This is a genomic window from Kitasatospora sp. NPDC058048, assembly GCF_042885555.1.
Lineage (GTDB): Bacteria > Actinomycetota > Actinomycetes > Streptomycetales > Streptomycetaceae > Kitasatospora > Kitasatospora lactacystinica.
Map to the genome: position 1 here is coordinate 1 of NZ_JBHVRT010000049.1, position 15405 is coordinate 15405.

At 74.6% G+C, this 15405-nt stretch carries 15 protein-coding genes; 5 read left to right on the plus strand and 10 right to left on the minus strand.

Annotated features, from left to right (window positions below):
- The first annotated feature begins 278 nt into the window (after positions 1 to 278).
- From ACFVVA_RS35885 to ACFVVA_RS35895, 3 genes are all read left to right on the plus strand, one after another.
- Entirely contained in the window at positions 279 to 692 is a 414-nt protein-coding gene (locus ACFVVA_RS35885) for a hypothetical protein (RefSeq protein WP_387694898.1), read from the plus strand.
- Between the two features lie 148 nt (positions 693 to 840).
- On the plus strand, positions 841 to 1275 hold the full coding sequence (locus ACFVVA_RS35890) for a sec-independent translocase (RefSeq protein ID WP_387694900.1): 435 nt from the start codon (positions 841 to 843) through the stop codon (positions 1273 to 1275).
- A gap of 244 nt (positions 1276 to 1519) precedes the next feature.
- A complete protein-coding gene (locus tag ACFVVA_RS35895; RefSeq protein WP_387694901.1) occupies positions 1520 to 2188 on the plus strand; it encodes a hypothetical protein in 669 nt (222 codons plus the stop codon).
- Between the two features lie 72 nt (positions 2189 to 2260).
- Here ACFVVA_RS35895 and ACFVVA_RS35900 read toward each other — a convergent pair whose 3' ends face one another.
- The 4 genes from ACFVVA_RS35900 to ACFVVA_RS35915 all read right to left on the minus strand — a co-directional run bounded on the left by ACFVVA_RS35900 (position 2261) and on the right by ACFVVA_RS35915 (position 6080).
- Positions 2261 to 3421 (minus strand): Mrp/NBP35 family ATP-binding protein, encoded by a 1161-nt coding sequence (locus ACFVVA_RS35900; RefSeq protein WP_387694902.1) that lies wholly within the window; start codon positions 3419 to 3421, stop codon positions 2261 to 2263.
- 56 nt (positions 3422 to 3477) lie between these two features.
- Entirely contained in the window at positions 3478 to 4026 is a 549-nt protein-coding gene (locus ACFVVA_RS35905; RefSeq protein WP_387694950.1) for a DUF1003 domain-containing protein, read from the minus strand.
- A gap of 76 nt (positions 4027 to 4102) precedes the next feature.
- Positions 4103 to 5401, minus strand: coding sequence for a magnesium transporter MgtE N-terminal domain-containing protein (locus ACFVVA_RS35910; RefSeq protein ID WP_387694903.1), 1299 nt, complete (start codon positions 5399 to 5401; stop codon positions 4103 to 4105).
- Between the two features lie 139 nt (positions 5402 to 5540).
- Complete coding sequence (locus ACFVVA_RS35915; RefSeq protein WP_387694905.1) at positions 5541 to 6080, minus strand: hypothetical protein; 540 nt, start codon at positions 6078 to 6080, stop codon at positions 5541 to 5543.
- 145 nt (positions 6081 to 6225) lie between these two features.
- Here ACFVVA_RS35915 and ACFVVA_RS35920 point away from each other — a divergent pair, with 145 nt between their 5' ends.
- The gene (locus ACFVVA_RS35920; RefSeq protein ID WP_387694906.1) at positions 6226 to 7173 is read left to right on the plus strand and encodes a DMT family transporter; all 948 of its coding nucleotides are present in this window, start codon (positions 6226 to 6228) and stop codon (positions 7171 to 7173) included.
- A 27-nt stretch (positions 7174 to 7200) separates the two neighbouring features.
- On the opposite strand, the gene corA is transcribed toward ACFVVA_RS35920, so the two are convergent.
- Complete coding sequence (corA, locus tag ACFVVA_RS35925; protein WP_387694907.1) at positions 7201 to 8322, minus strand: magnesium/cobalt transporter CorA; 1122 nt, start codon at positions 8320 to 8322, stop codon at positions 7201 to 7203.
- Between the two features lie 453 nt (positions 8323 to 8775).
- Between corA and ACFVVA_RS35930 the strand changes: the two genes are divergently transcribed.
- Positions 8776 to 9417: a suppressor of fused domain protein gene (locus ACFVVA_RS35930; RefSeq protein ID WP_387694908.1), complete on the plus strand. Its 642-nt coding sequence runs from the start codon at positions 8776 to 8778 to the stop codon at positions 9415 to 9417.
- Positions 9418 to 9531: 114 nt separating this feature from the next.
- Here ACFVVA_RS35930 and ACFVVA_RS35935 read toward each other — a convergent pair whose 3' ends face one another.
- From ACFVVA_RS35935 to ACFVVA_RS35955, 5 genes are all read right to left on the minus strand, one after another.
- Positions 9532 to 10392, minus strand: coding sequence for a PHP domain-containing protein (locus ACFVVA_RS35935; protein ID WP_387694909.1), 861 nt, complete (start codon positions 10390 to 10392; stop codon positions 9532 to 9534).
- A gap of 49 nt (positions 10393 to 10441) precedes the next feature.
- Positions 10442 to 11080 (minus strand): DUF6758 family protein, encoded by a 639-nt coding sequence (locus tag ACFVVA_RS35940; protein ID WP_387694910.1) that lies wholly within the window; start codon positions 11078 to 11080, stop codon positions 10442 to 10444.
- A 308-nt stretch (positions 11081 to 11388) separates the two neighbouring features.
- Complete coding sequence (locus tag ACFVVA_RS35945) at positions 11389 to 11547, minus strand: hypothetical protein (protein WP_359903649.1); 159 nt, start codon at positions 11545 to 11547, stop codon at positions 11389 to 11391.
- Between the two features lie 409 nt (positions 11548 to 11956).
- Positions 11957 to 12832, minus strand: coding sequence for an alpha/beta fold hydrolase (locus tag ACFVVA_RS35950; RefSeq protein ID WP_387694911.1), 876 nt, complete (start codon positions 12830 to 12832; stop codon positions 11957 to 11959).
- A 201-nt stretch (positions 12833 to 13033) separates the two neighbouring features.
- The gene (locus ACFVVA_RS35955; protein ID WP_387694912.1) at positions 13034 to 15205 is read right to left on the minus strand and encodes a DEAD/DEAH box helicase; all 2172 of its coding nucleotides are present in this window, start codon (positions 15203 to 15205) and stop codon (positions 13034 to 13036) included.
- Positions 15206 to 15405: the final 200 nt, after the last annotated feature.

Below are 15405 nucleotides of genomic sequence, written 5' to 3' on the forward strand. Positions count from 1 at the left end.
CCTCAACCAACTGGTGCCCCCCCCCGGCCCCCCCGGCCCGGCCCGCGGGGTGTGGGCCCCGCGTTGGGGCGGGGGCCCCCCCCCCGGGGCCCCCCCGGGGGCCCGGGGCCCGCCGGCCGGGGGCCCGCCGGGGCGATGACGACGACGACCTGCCCGGTGGCGGGGTCGCGGCCACCGGCACGCTCGGCGGCAGCCGGCTCGACGGCGGCTCCTTCGGCCGCGGTGCCGGGGCCTCCTTCGGCGCGGGCGCGCTCGGCGCCGACGCCCCGCTGCCCGGGGTGGATCCGCGTGCCTTCGGGCGCGGCGCGGTGCTGGGGCCGCTCATGGGCCGGCGCGCGGCCCGTCCCGAGCCCACCGCCGCCCCGGCCCGTCCGCAGCCCTCCGCGGCCGCCGTGCGCCCTCCCGCGCGCGGACGCCGCCTGGTGTTCGCGGCCGCGGGCGCCTTCTCCGTCGCCGCGGTGACGCTCGGCGGCGTCGGCGGGCTCAGCACCCAGGGCGAGGAGCGCCACGGCACCACCGTCAGCCCGCCCGGTGCCGGCACCGGCCGGGGCGGCGGACTCGTCCCGATGAACGCGCAGGTCCCGGTGGACTTCCCGGGCCGCCCGGTCGCCGCGACCCGCGAGGCGACCCCGCCGGGCTACCCGGAGCGCTACCCCGGGGGCCCCGCCGCACTGCGCCAGCAGACTCGCTAGAGCGGCCCTCGACGGACACCGGTGCTCCGGTCCGGACGGCCTCGGCCACCGGCAGGTCTTTACCACGGCTTCATCCCAGCGTGGACCAGGGACTCGCCGGTGGCCATTACCCTGTAGGAACCGTCGTCCGACGAGCTAGGGAGCAAAGGTGTTCAGCGACGTGGGTGGGCTGGAGCTCCTGACGCTTGTCGTGATGGCGATCATCATCTTCGGCCCGGACAAACTGCCGAAGTTGATCCAGGACACGATGGGCTTCATCCGGAAGATCCGTTCCTTCGCCGACAACGCGAAGGAGGACATCCGCAGCGAGCTGGGCCCCGACTTCCAGGACTTCGAGTTCGAGGACCTGAACCCCAAGACCTTCGTCCGCAAGCAGCTCATGGGCGGCCAGGAGGACCCGCTGGGCCTCAAGGAGATGAAGGACTCGCTGGACATCCGCTCGGTCCTGGACGACAAGCCGGCGGCGCCGGTCAACGGCCGCAGCGGCAGCGTCAGCTTCGAGAAGTCCGCGCCGGCCGCCGCCTCCACCGGCGCCCCGCTGGCGCCCGGCGAGCGCCCCCCGTTCGACCCCGACGCCACCTGATCACGCCGCGTACGCCGGTCGATCCGCACCGCGTACGGCGCGTCCGGCTCCGCGCCACCGCCCCGCCCGGCCACCGGCTGAGCGGGGCGGTGGCGTGTGCGCCGCTATTGTGCTGATTGTTCCCGCTGAGCCGTCCGTCACAACGCGCCCCGTCGCGTACCAGGAACGGCCCCGGGGAGCGCCGCGGTGCGCCACCATGGGAGCGCGCCACGGCAGGCAAACGTGTGTTTGAGGAGGCCCGGGGATGGACGCGACGAGTCAGGCGGGAGGGGCGACGGTCACGGCCGGCGGCCCGGTGGTCGGCGGACAGGCCGGCCCGGTGGACCCGCTGGTGCCCTACCTGTCCGCAGACTTCCCCTGGTACGGGCTCGACGAGGGCTGGACCGGCCGTCGCTTCCTGGTGCAGGCCGGCGCCGGCCCCCGCACCGCGGGCAGTGTCGACTACGGCTCGCTCGGCCACGGCGAGGAGCCGGCCCAGCGGTACGAGCCGCGCGACGTGCGGAAGTTCGCCGTCGTGGTCACGGTGGCCCGCCGGGACAGCCGCCGCAGTGCCGACAACACCGGCACCCTGGAAGCGACCTCCGCCTCCTCCGCGGCCTGGCTGGCCGGTTCCGGCCTGCTCGCCGGGACCTGGCCCGGGCAGCTGGACCGGGCGCTGCGCCAGGACTGGCTGGACCAGCAGAGCAGCCTCGCCTGGGACCTCGCCGACGACCTGGCGGGCCCCGGCTGGTCCACCCTCAGCCTGCCCGTCAACGGGCTGCCGCAGCCCTTCCGCTACCGCGAGTCCGAGTACGGCTGGGTGCTGGCCGGCGAGGCCCCCGGCGTCCTGCTCGGCGCCTACGGCCGCGGCGTCAGCGCCTACGGCATCGGCTTCGCCACCGTTGCGGAGCTGGCCGCCTACACCCGGCCGTAGCGCCCCGGGGCGCGCGACGGTACGACGGAGGGCCGGGTGGTCCGGCCACCCGGCCCTCCGTCGGTCACGGTCTCAGAACTTGTTCCTGGGCGTCAGGCCCAGCGACATGCCGGACAGCCCGCGCTGGCGGCCGCCGAGCTTGCCGGCCACGGCGCGCAGGGCGGCGCCGGCCGGGGAGTCGGGCGCGGCGAGCACGACCGGGCGGCCGTCGTCGCCGCCCTCGCGCAGCCGCACGTCGATCGGGATCGAGCCGAGCACCGGGACGGTCGCGCCGACGGTGCGGGTGAGCGCGTCCGCGACGGTCTGGCCGCCGCCGGTCCCGAAGACGTCGATCATCTCGTCGCAGTGCGGGCACGGCATGCCGGACATGTTCTCGATCACGCCGACGATCTTCTGGTGGGTCTGCACCGCGATGGTGCCGGCCCGCTCGGCCACCTCGGCGGCGGCCATCTGCGGGGTGGTGACGATCAGGATCTCCGCGTTGGGGACCAGCTGGGCCACCGAGATCGCGATGTCGCCGGTGCCGGGCGGCAGGTCCAGCAGCAGCACGTCCAGGTCGCCCCAGTACACGTCGGCGAGGAACTGCTGGAGCGCGCGGTGCAGCATCGGGCCGCGCCAGACCACCGGGGCGTTGCCCGGGGTGAACATGCCGATCGAGATGACCTTCACGCCGTTCGCCTGCGGCGGCATGATCATGTCCTGGACCTGGGTCGGCCGGCCCTCGACGCCCAGCATGCGCGGCACGCTGTGGCCGTAGATGTCGGCGTCCACCACGGCGACCTTCAGACCGTCGGCGGCCATCGCGGCCGCCAGGTTGACGGTCACCGAGGACTTGCCGACGCCGCCCTTGCCGGAGGCGACGGCGTAGACCCTGGTCAGCGTGCCCGGCTTGGCGAACGGGATCTCCCGCTCGGGGGCGCCGCCGCGCAGCAGCTGGGACAGCTCCTTGCGCTGCTCGTCGCTCATCACGTCGAGCTCGACCTCGACGCCGGTCACGCCGGGGACCTTCCCGACCGCCTCGCGCACCCGGGTGACGATGGTGTCGCGCATCGGGCAGCCGGAGACCGTCAGGTAGACCGCGACGCGCACCGCGCCGCCCTCGGCGATCCCGACCGATTTCACCATGCCGATCTCGGTGATCGGGCGGTTGATCTCCGGGTCGTTGACGGTCGCCAGCGCCTGGCGTACGGACTCCTCCGTGACGCCGGCCGCGACCTCTGTCTCGTTGGCCATGCCTTGATGGTACGGCGCCGACGGATTCCCTTGACTCGCCGGTAGCGTGCCGAGGGTCACAGGGCGTCGGAGGACTCCCGGCGCTCGTCGATCTCCTTGAGCAGGGACTGGAGTTCGGACCGGATGAAGTCCCGGGTGGCCACCTCGCCGAGCCCGTGCCGCAGGGCCGCGACCTCGCGGGTCAGGTACTCGGTGTCGGCGATGTTGCGGTCGCTGCGGGCCCGGTCCTGCTCCATGTTGACCCGGTCCCGGTTGTCCTGGCGGTTCTGCGCCAGCAGGATCAGCGGGGCCGCGTACGAGGCCTGCAGGGACAGTGCCAGGGTCAGGAAGATGAACGGGTACTCGTCGAAGCGCACGTTCGCCGGCAGCAGGGTGTTCCACGCTATCCAGACGACGACCACCACCGTCATCCAGACGATGAACCGACCTGTGCCGAGGAAGCGGGCGATCCGCTCGGACAGGACGCCGAAGGCCTCCGGGTCGTAGGAGGGCAGCGAGAGCAGGCCTGGCCGCGCGGTGCGCGGCTGGTCGAGCCGGGTGCGGCCGGTGCCGGTGATCGGCGCGGTGTCCGAGCGCCGGTCCCGGCCGCCCTCGCGGGTGCGCAGCTCGCGCAGCTGACGCAGCTGGCGCAGTTCTCCCTGGAGGCGTCGGCGCGCGGAGTCGTCCGGCCGTCCGCTGCGGTCACCGTCCACCGGTCACCCCTTCGCTCTCGTCGTCGCGGTCCTCGTCGTGGGCGTGCAGCGCGGCGTCGCGCCAGTCGTCCGGCAGCAGGTGGTCCAGCACGTCGTCGACGGTCACCGCGCCGAGCAGGTGGTCCGCTTCGTCCACGACCGGTGCGGCGACCAGGTTGTAGGTCGCCAGGTAGCTGGTGATCAGCGACAGCGGGGTGTCCGGCGGCAGCGGGTCCAGGTCGTCGTCCACCAGCGAGCCGACCAGGACGTACGGGGGTTCGCGCAGCAGCCGCTGGAAGTGCACGGTGCCCAGGTAGCGGCCGGTCGGGGTCTCGTTCGGCGGGCGGCAGACGAAGACCTGCGCGGCCAGCGCGGGCTTGTGGTCGCTGACCCGGACCCGGGCCAGCGCCTCGGCGACCGTCGCGTCCGGCTCCAGCACGACCGGCTCGGTGGTCATCAGACCGCCGGCGGTGTCCTCCTCGTAGGTCAGCAGGCGGCGCACCGGCGCGGCCTCGTCCGGCTCCATCAGCTGGAGCAGCCGCTCGGCCTCGTCGCCGGGCAGCTCGGAGAGCAGGTCGGCGGCGTCGTCCGGGTCCATCGCCTCCAGGACGTCGGCGGCGCGTTCCTCCTGGAGCTTGCCGATGATCTCGACCTGGTCGTCCTCGGGCAGCTCCTCCAGGACGTCGGCCAGCCGCTCGTCGTCGAGGGCGGCGGCGACCTCGGCCCGGCGCTTGGCGGACAGGTGGTGCAGCACGCTGGCGAGGTCGGCGGGGCGCAGCTGCTCGAAGGTGGCGAGCAGGTTGGCCGCGCCCTGGTCCTGTTCGGTCAGCGAGAAGCCGGTGACGTCCTGCCAGTCCAGAGTGAGCCGTTCGCCCTTGCCCTTGCGCAGCCGGCCGGCCCGGCCGAGCTGGACGAAGACCTTGCTGATCTCCCACTCGCGCAGCCGGCTCTGCACCATGCCGACGTCCAGCACGGTGACCTGCTCACCGGTCTTGGACCAGGTGACGGTGCGGTCGAGCAGTTCGGCGAGCACCAGGGTCTCGGACGGGCGCTGCTCGAAGCGGCGCATGTTGATCACACCGGTGGTGAGCACCTGGCCGGACTCCAGGCTGGTCACCCGGGTCATCGGCAGGAAGATCCGGCGCCGGCCGACCACCTCGACCACCAGGCCGAGCACGCGCGGGGGGCGGCCGCCGAGCCGCAGCGACACGACCACGTCCCGGACCCGCCCGACCTGGTCGCCGTTCGGGTCGAAGACCGCGATGGCGGACAGATGGGAGATGAAGACCCGGGTGCCTGGCCCTGCCATGGACTCCCTCGACTCGCTCGACGCCGTACCGGACGCGCCGGGGGCGCGTCCGCGGCCAAGGCTACCCGCGTGTTCCGGGCCCGGCCGGGAGGCACGGTAGCCGTCGGACGAGTCCCGGGCTCAAAGGTTTAGGGGGGCTTTAACGGCGCTTGAACAGCAGCTTGGGCAGGCCGGCCGGGATCGGGCGGCGGGTGGTGGCCGGGGTGGGCAGCGGCTGCGCGGCGTGCGAGCCGTCCGGCATCGCCCCGGGGTGCTCGGTGAGCGGGCCGGTCGGCTCCAGCCGCAGCACCCGGCACTCGCGGGCCCAGCGGGCGGTGATGGCGTCGGTGTCGGGCGCGTTCAGCCGCTTGCCCTTGAGCTCCTCGACGGCGCCCAGCCAGGCCTCGCTGTCCGGGGCCGGTTCGACCACCCGGGCGGTCCAGCCGGTCAGCCGGCCGCCCTTGTCCTTGCTGCGGACGGTGACCACGGCCCCGGCGCCGGGCTCCAGGCCGTGCAGCGGCTGCTCGCCGCCCCCGCCGACCACCACGACGGCGCCGTCGTGCCAGGCGTGCCACAGCGGCCGGGCGTGCTCCTGCCCGTCCGCGCGCACCCAGAGCAGGCCGGACTTCTTCGCGGCCTCCTCCAGCAGGGCCCGGTCGAGGAAGTCGTCGGCGGTCGCGGTGGCGGGCGTACGGTCCATGGCGGACAGCGTACGGCCACCGGGGGCCCTCCGGCGGAGCGGTCCGGAGCCGGTCGGACGTCTCAGCCTCCGGGCGACAGTTCCATTGCGCCGCCACGGGCCTTACCGTATGACCGCCCCACCCCCGCGACCAGCAAGGAGCGCCGTGTCCGCCGCCCGGCCCGCGACCGCCCCCTCCGCCGCCCCGACCGCCCCCGCGACCGCGACTGCCGGCCCGGGGCCGGCGCACCCGCTCCCCACCCTCGACCTGCTGCTGCTCGCGGTCTCGATCGGCGGCATCTCGCTGTCCGGTCCGCTGATCAGCGCCACCGCCGCGCCCGCGCTGGCGATCGCCTTCTGGCGCAACGTCATGTCGGTCGGCGTCCTCGGCCCGTACGCGCTGCTGCGCCACCGCGCCGAACTGCGCGGGATCGGCCGGCGGGCACTGCTGCTCGCGGTGGCCGCGGGAGTGCTGCTCGGCGTGCACTTCGCGCTCTGGATGCCCAGCCTGCGGATGACCTCGGTGGCCTCGGCCACCGCCCTGGTCACCACCACCCCGCTGTGGACCATCCTGCTGATGCGGCTGATGGGCGTCCGGGCGCCGCGAGCGGTCTGGACCGGCACGATCGTCGCCTTCGCCGGCGTGCTGGTGCTGACCGGCGTGGACCTCTCGCTCTCCCCGCGCGCGCTGCTCGGCGACGCCCTCGCGCTCGGCGCGGGCCTGGCCGCGGCCGGGTACATGCTGCTGGGTGCCGAGGTCCGCAGGACCGTCAGCACCACCGCCTACACCCTGGTCTGCTACGCCACCACGGCGGCCGTGCTGCTGGGGATCTGCCTGGTGGCCGGCACGCCGCTGGCCGGATGGCCGGCCGGGGTGTGGTGGCAGATCGTGCTGCTGATGGTCTCCGCCCAGCTGCTCGGCCACTCGCTGAGCAACCGCGTGGTGCGCAACCTCGGGCCGTCGATCACTTCCACCGCGATCCTGCTGGAGACCCCGGGCGCGGCGCTGATCGCCGCCCTCTGGCTGGGCCAGTGGCCCCCGGCGGCCGCCTACCCGGCGGTGGTGCTGATCCTGCTCGGCCTGGTCCTGGTCGCCCGCGGTGGGCGGCGCTGACCGTCGGACCGGAGCCGGCCGCGGCGGTCAGAGCCAGCCGTTGCGGCGGAAGCCCCGGTACATCCCGACGCAGATCAGCGCGATCGCGCCGAGCACCATCGGGTAGCCGTACTCGTGGTGCAGCTCGGGCATGTAATCGAAGTTCATGCCGTACACGCCGGTGATCATGGTGGGCACCGCGAAGATCGCCGCCCAGGCGGTGATCTTGCGCATGTCCTCGTTCTGCGCCACCGAGACCTGCGCCAGGTTCGCCTGCAGCAGCGAGTTCAGCAGCTCGTCGAAGCCGTGCACCTGCTCGGCGACCCGGGCCAGGTGGTCGGCGACGTCCCGGAAGTACTTCTGGATATCCGGGTCGACCAGCCGCTGGAGCGGTTCGGACAGCTGCTGCATCGGGCGCAGCAGCGGCACCACGGCACGCTTGAACTCCAGTACCTCGCGCTTGAGTTGGTAGACCCGGCCGACATCGGCGCTGCGCCCGCCCTTGGCCGAGAAGACGCCGTACTCGATCTCGTCCACGTCGTTCTGGAGCCGCTCGGCGACCAGCAGGTAGTTGTCCACCACGTGGTCGGCGATCGCGTGCAGCACCGCCGCCGGGCCCTTGGAGAGCAGCCCGCTCTCGTCCGCGTCGGCCTCCAGCCGGTGGCGCAGCTCCTGCAGTGAGCCGTGGCCGCCGTGCCGGACGGTGATGACGAAGTCCCGGCCGGCGAAGACCATCAGCTCGCCGGTCTCCACCACCTCGCTGGTGGGCGTGAGCTGGTCGTGCTCCACGTAGCGGATGGTCTTGAAGACGGCGAACAGCACGCTGTCGTAGCGCTCGACCTTGGGGCGCTGGTGCGCGTGCACCGCGTCCTCGACCGCGAGCGGGTGCAGGCCGAAGCGCTGGGCGATCCCCTCGAACTCGGCCTCGGTCGGCTCGTGCAGCCCGATCCAGCTGAACGAGCCCTCGCCCTCGGGGAGTTGGTGGGCGGCCTTGACCCGGTGGGCGGCCTCGCGGGGGCTGCACGTCTCGCCCCTGCGCTTGCCGTGCTGGTAGACCGCGCAGTCCACGACCGCCGAACCGGCGTCCTCGGGCAGGACGTCGTAGACGCCGGACACACCGCGGCGGCGGTTGGTGCGGACGGCGGCGCGCAGGCTGTTGATCATCGACATGGCAGGCTCCCAGAGGCAGGAACCGTCGCGCGGCGGCGCGGAAGGAAAAACGTTCGGCCGCGGTACGACGGCGGAGAACACCGGTGGAACGGGGGATGAAAGTGCTCTCCCGGCCGGTCCGTCCGCCGTGGGGCCTGCGCCCGGGGCTACCGCGGCTGATTCAGCCGGTTGGGCCTGCGGGGCGCGGGGTACGGGGGAGTCGGGGCCGGGTAGAGCTGCCGGTACTGCATGGTCGGCCGGTATCCACCGCAACCACCTCCTTCGCGCCGCCGCCCCGGGACGAAACGATCCCGGTGGCCAGTCGCTCACCCTAACATCTGACCGGGCGTCGAAGCCGTGGGGTTTCCCGGAGGTTTCCGAAGGCTTTACGGGATCCTTGTGCGGCCCCGCCGCGAGCGCCCGCGCACCCGCCCGCACGCGGCCCGCGAACCCCCGGGGGTTACGCTCACCGGCATGGCGCACGACTTCCCGCTCTTCGGCGACCCCCACGGCGGCACCTCCCCGGAGCTCTCCCGGGAGGCGGTGCTGGCCGCCGTCGAGGCCCGGCTGATCTCCACCTTCGGCGAGCCGGGCGGCCGCGCCGCGGTCACCTTCCTCGGTGCCGACCGGATCGAGGTGCTGCGCTTCGGCCCGGACACCGAGGACCTCGTGCGGTACGCCACGCTCGGCATGTCCGCCGCGCCGATGGCCGACCCGACCGCGCCGGTCGCCGACCAGGTGCGCGGCCCGCGCGCCGAACTGGTGCTGACCGTCCGGGGCGGGCGCGACAGCGTGCTGCGCACCCTGGCCACCTTCGCCGCCACCCCGCAGGTCGAGGGCCTGGTGGTGGCCCCGGGCGGCTCGCTGGACCTCGGCTCCCCGCTCTGGGACGGCGCGCCCTTCACCTCGGTGCTCGCCGCCGAACCGGGCGGCCTGGTCGAGGACCTGGAGCTGGCCGATCCGGCCGACCCGGTCCGCTTCCTGCCGCTGCTGCCGATGACGCCCAACGAGGCGGGCTGGAAGCGGGTGCACGGCGCGGCCGCGCTGCAGGAGCGCTGGCTCGACCAGGGCGCCGACCTGCGCGACCCGAACCGCCGCGGCGTCCGGCTGGACTGACCGCCGCGCGATCGGACGGGGTGCGGCGGCGTCGGACCCCGGGGCAAGGGATCACGGGTCCCCTGCCCCAGCGTCCGTCCCCGTGCCCGCCTCCGCCCCAGCGTTCGCGTCCGCTCAGCGCTCGATCGGCTCGGCGCCGGTGGCCTGGGCCAGCAGTGCCCCGTACACCTCGGGGTGGGTGGTGTGTTCGCCGAGCCGGACGGTCTTGCGGGTGCCGTGGTAGTCGCTGGAGCCGGTGACCAGCAGGCCGAGCTCGCCGGCCAGGCCGCGCAGCCGGACCCTGGTGTCCTCGTCGTGGTCGGTGTGGTCGACCTCCAGTCCGGCCAGCCCGGCCGCCGCGAGGTCGGCGATCACCTGGTCGGAGACCGTCCGGCCGCGCTTGACCGCGCCGGGGTGGGCGAACACCGGCACCCCGCCGGCCGCCCGGACCAGCCGGACCGCCGCGACCGGGTCGGTCTCGTGCTTGCGCACGTCCGCCCGCCCGCCGTTGGCCAGCCAGTCGGCGGTGAAGGCGTCCGAGACGGTGGCCACCACGCCCGCCTCGACCAGCGCGCTGGCGATGTGCGGCCGTCCGACCGAGCCGGCCCCGGCGATCCGCCGCACCTGCTCCCAGCTGATGTCCGCGCCGAGCTCCCGGCAGCGCTCCACGATCGCCCGACCGCGCCGGAACCGGTCGGTGCGCACCAGGTCCCGCTCGCGCGCGAACTCCGGCTCCTCGGGGTCGAACAGGTACGCCAGCAGGTGCATGCTGATGCCGTCCACGGCACAGGACAGCTCGGCGCCCGGGACGACGGTCAGCCGGCTGCCCGCGGGCAGCGCGCGCACCGCCCCGGCGGCCTCGGCGTGGCCGGCCACGGTGTCGTGGTCGGTCAGCGCCACCACGTCGAGGTCCGCGGCGACGGCCGCGGCGACCAGCTCGGCCGGGCTGTCGGTGCCGTCGGAGGCGTTGCTGTGGGCGTGCAGGTCGATGCGCACGGGTCGGGCTCCTGGGGGCTCGTGGGTGCCGCCCAGGATAGGCCAGCGGTCAGCCGAGCAGCCGGGGGGAGAGCGCCCCGCAGGGCAGCAGGTCCAGTTCGGCGCCCGCCTCGCGCAGGTCGGTCAGCACCAGCTCGTCGTACATCACCAGCGCGGACTGCTCGGGCCAGGCGACCGCCCAGATCCAGAGTCCGCGGGCCTCGCCGGCGAACACCGCGCGGTCGGCCGGGGCGTCCGGGACGTGGAACATCGGCGTGGGCCGTCCGGCGGCCATCAGCTTGGCGTCGGCGGGCTTGTAGAGGCCGACGGAGTCGCCCGGGTCCGGCCCGGGCAGGCCCGCGTAGCGGGCACCGAGGCCGACGCCCAGCTCCTCGGCGATCAGCACCAGCTCGCCGAAGCCGCCGAGCGGGGCCGGTCCGGAGCAGGCGACGGCGGTGGCCCGGGCTCCCGAAACGTCGTCACCGACGTGGGCGATGCCGGTGTAGAGCCAGCCGACCGGGAGCGGCCAGGGCAGCCAGACCGGGACCTGGGAGCGGGCGACGGCGACGCCGAGGGCCTCCACACTCGGGGGCAGCACGGGCTGCATCGGGTGCACGGCTCCGTGCCGGTCGCACTGCCAGGTGTCTGAGAACAGACCGGGGGCGCGGACCCGACCGGCGCACCTCGGGCAGCTTGGCTCGCCCCTCATAGCCGTCAACGCTCCTCCCTCCGGACCGCCGCGTCAAGGACGATCACCCGTACGGAGGGCTCGGCGGCACCTGTCGGTGGCGGACGCCCGGACCGGCACCGGGTGGGTGCGGCGCGGGCGGTTCCCGTTGGGGGATGTCCCGTCCCGGGCGGCGGCAAACGTTCCGGCTCCGAACCCCGAACGCACTGACGCCCCGTCATCGGCGAATGCGGTGACGGGGCGTCAGTCGGGTATCGGAACGTCCGGATCGGACGCTCCCGGGTCGTCGGCGGCGGGTGTGGGCTCCGGGTCGGAGGCGCCGCGACGGGTCAGACGGTCGGGCACGGGCGGATGAGCAGGCGCTCGCCGGTGCGGGCGGCGGCGTCGACGACCTCGCGCACGGTGGCGGCGTCGGCGATCAGGCGGTCGGCGGCGGAGCCGTTGGTGTCGTCGAGCCGGACGATCTCGAAGCGCATGGTCTTCGTCATGGGCGTCTCCTTTCCTGACCCCGCGGGGCGGGGCGGTCGCGGCTGAGTCGGTATCAGCCCTTTCGGGGTCCTGCGGATCCGGCGGTGAGACCGGACCGGGCGGGTCGTAGTCGCGGGTGCGGCGGTCTGCTGCGGCAAGGGCCCCCCTTGCTTGCCTGGTACGTCCAGTGCCTCGTGAACCACGGTGACGTGGCGGTGCTACCGGGCCGTTGCCCGTCCGTAAAGTCCAGGTTTCGGGAGATTGGCGCCGAGCGGAGGCCGGCGATGATTCCCGGACAGAATCAAAGATTACCGTAACTAACGAATTTTGTCCTGTGTTGAAGCCGGTCGAAGTTGCAGAAGTGGTACAGACCACTTTCGGTGAACCGGGGGAACCGGACCGGTCCGGCGGGCGTCGGCGCCGGCCGCGTCAGCCCCAGAAAGCGGCCAGCGCCTCGGCCGTGGCGGCCGGCCGCTCGGCGTTGGGGGAGTGCCCGGCGTCCGCGACCACCACCCGGCGGGCACCCAGCCGCTCGGCCATCGCGGTCTGCTCCGGGACCGGCCAGGCGTAGTCCCGCACGCCCGACAGCACCAGCAGCGGCAGCCCGGCGGTGGCGGCGGCAAGCTCCGCCACCCGGTCCGGCGCGGCCACCAGATGGCCGCCGGTGACGGACAGCGCCCGCGGCACGTTGGCCAGCCAGCGCCGGTGCAGGAACTCCGCGACGGCCGGCTCCAGGCTCGGCCGGGGCTGCCCGCTCTCCGCCTCCAACTGCCGCATGACCTGCCAGATCTGCTCCAGGTCCATGCCCTGCAGGGCGTCCAGCAGCAGCTCGGTGCGGGCCGCCTCGGCCGGGTCGATCGCGCCCGGGCCGGTGGACACCAGGGTCAGCGACCGCCAGGGCAGCGGGCCCTCGGCGGCCGCGGCGAGCACCGCCTCGCGCACCACCTGGCCGCCGAAGGAGTGCCCCAGCAGGTGCAAGGGGGTGCCGTCGGCGGTCAGCGCCCCGGTCAGCGCCCGTACGTCCGCGCCGAGCGCCCCGACGCCGTACGCCGCCGGGTCGTCCGGGCCGCCGGTCTCGTACTGCCCGCGCTGGTCCACGGCCGTCACCCGGTACCCGGCCGCCGCCAGCGGTTCCAGCAGCGCGATGAAGTCCTCCTTGCTGCCGGTGAACCCCGGCACCAGCAGTGCCGAACCGCGCACCGGCCCGGCCGGCTCCGCCCGCAGCGCCGCGAACTCCCCGCGCCCGGTCACCACCCGCTCGGCCCGCGCACACCGAGGCAGCGTCAGAAACGGCGGCGTGCTCATGGGCTGCTCTCCCTGCTGTCCTGCCGGCGACCCGCCGGTCCGCCGGGGACTCCCCGGCGCCCCGAGCCTAGGGCGTGTCCGAGGCGGAGGCGGGTCGGGCCCCGGGAGCGATCGGCGGGACGGGACCGCGGCGTGGAACGCCCGAGGGGGCGGGCCCGGCCGGGTGGCCTGGCCCGCCCCCTCGGGGGGAGACACGGGGTGTCAGCTCTCCGGGGTGGCCTCCACCGGCGCGGCGACCTTGCGGGCGCGGGTGCGCTTGCGCGGCGCCGGGACCTCGGAGGCGGTCTCGGCGGCCTCGGCGGCCGGGGCCTCCGGGGCGGTCTCGGCGACGGCCTTCGGCTTGCGGGCCCGGGTGGCCTTCTTGGCCGGGGCCGGGGCCGGGGCCTCGGTGGCGTCGGCCGCGGCGGCCGGAGCCGTCTCGGTGGTCTCCGCCTTCGGCTTGCGGGCCCGGGTCGCCTTCTTGGCCGGAGCGGGGGCCTCGACGACCGCGGTGGCCTCGGCGAGGACGGCCTCGGCGGCCGGAGCCGTCTCGGTGGTCTCCGCCTTCGGCTTGCGGGTCCGGGCGCGGGTGGCCTTCTTCGCCGGGGCCGGGGCCTCGGTGACCGTCTCGGCGGCGGCCTCGACGACCGCGGTGGCCTCGGCGAGGACGGCCTCGGCGGCCGGAGCCGTCTCGGTGGTCTCCGCCTTCGGCTTGCGGGTCCGGGCGCGGGTGGCCTTCTTCGCCGGGGCCGGGGCCTCGGTGACCGTCTCGGCGGCGGCCTCGACGACCGCGGCAGCCTCGACGACCGCGGCGGCCTCGGCCACGACGGCCTCGGCGACCGGGGTCGACTCGACCGCCACCGCGGCCTCGGCCGAGGCCGCACTGCCGCGCGAGCGGCGGCGGCGACGGCGCGGAGCGGCCTCGCCCTCGGTGCCCTCGACGGCCGGGGCCGCCACGGCGGCACCGGTCACGACGGCAGCGGCCTCGCCCTCGGCGCCGACCGCCGTGCCCCGGCGGGTGCGGCGGCGCTCGCGGGTGCGGCGCGGCTGCTGCTCCTCGGTCTCGGCCGTGGCGGTGCCGGCGCCCGGACGGCCGGAGCCGCCCTGGCCGCCGCGTCCACCACGGTCACCGCGCTCACTGCGCTCACCGCGGTCATTGCGCTCGCCGCGACCGCCGCGGCCCGAGCGGGCGCCGCGTCCACCGGTCTCGCCGAGGTCCTCGACCTCCTCCGCGTTGAGCCCGGCGCGGGTCCGCTCCGAGCGCGGCAGGACGCCCTTGGTGCCCGGCGCGATCTTCAGCAGCTCGTACAGGTGCGCGGAGGTGGAGTAGGTCTCCTCCGGGTCGTTGAACGGCAGGTCCAGCGCCTTGTTGATCAGCTGCCAGCGCGGGATGTCGTCCCAGTCGACCAGGGTGACGGCGGTGCCGGAGGCGCCGGCCCGGCCGGTGCGGCCGATCCGGTGCAGGTAGGTCTTCTCGTCCTCGGTGCACTGGTAGTTGATGACGTGGGTGACGCCCTCGACGTCGATGCCGCGGGCCGCGACGTCGGTGCAGACCAGCACGTCGACCTTGCCGTTGCGGAAGGCCCGCAGGGCCTGCTCGCGGGCGCCCTGGCCGAGGTCGCCGTGGACCGCGCCGGCCGCGAAGCCGCGCTGGGTCAGCTGGTCGGAGACGTCGGCGGCGGTGCGCTTGGTGCGGCAGAAGATCATCGCCAGCCCGCGGCCGTCGGCCTGCAGGATGCGCGAGACCATCTCGACCTTGTCCAGCGAGTGCGCACGGAAGATGTGCTGCTCGATGTTGGCGACGGTCGCACCGGTGTCGTCCGGGGCGGCGGCCCGGATGTGGGTCGGCTGGCTCATGTACCGGCGGGCGAGGTTGATGACCTGGCCCGGCATGGTGGCCGAGAACAGCAGGGTCTGCCGCTTGGCCGGCAGCATGGTGATGATCTTCTCGACGTCCGGCAGGAAGCCGAGGTCGAGCATCTCGTCGGCCTCGTCCAGGACCAGCGCGCGGACCTTGGACAGGTTGAGCTTCTTCTGCCCGGCCAGGTCCAGAAGGCGGCCCGGGGTGCCGACCACGATGTCGACGCCCTTGGTGAGCGCCTCCACCTGCGGCTCGTACGCCCGGCCGCCGTAGACGGCGAGGACGCGCACGTTGCGCACCTTGCCGGCGGTCTGCAGGTCGTTGGTGACCTGGGTGCACAGCTCGCGGGTCGGGACGACGATCAGCGCCTGCGGGAAGTCGGAGAGCTGGTCCTCGGTGGCCCGGCCGGCGTCCACGTCGGCGCGCACGATGGCCCGCTCGATCAGCGGGAGGCCGAAGCCCAGGGTCTTGCCGGTGCCGGTCTTGGCCTGGCCGATGACGTCGTGGCCGGTCAGCGCGACCGGCAGGGTCATCTCCTGGATGGGGAAGGGGTGGACGATGCCGACGGACTCGAGCGCCTCGGCGGTCTCCGGGAGGATCCCCAGGTCCCGGAACGTCGTCTTGATGGGTTCAGCGGTGGTGGACAGGGTGCTGCCTCTTCCGTTTTCGAAGGGGCCGAGAGCGAGCGGCGGGCGGGCAGCCGCGCGGCTGCCTACGGGCCTGGGCGGCCCTG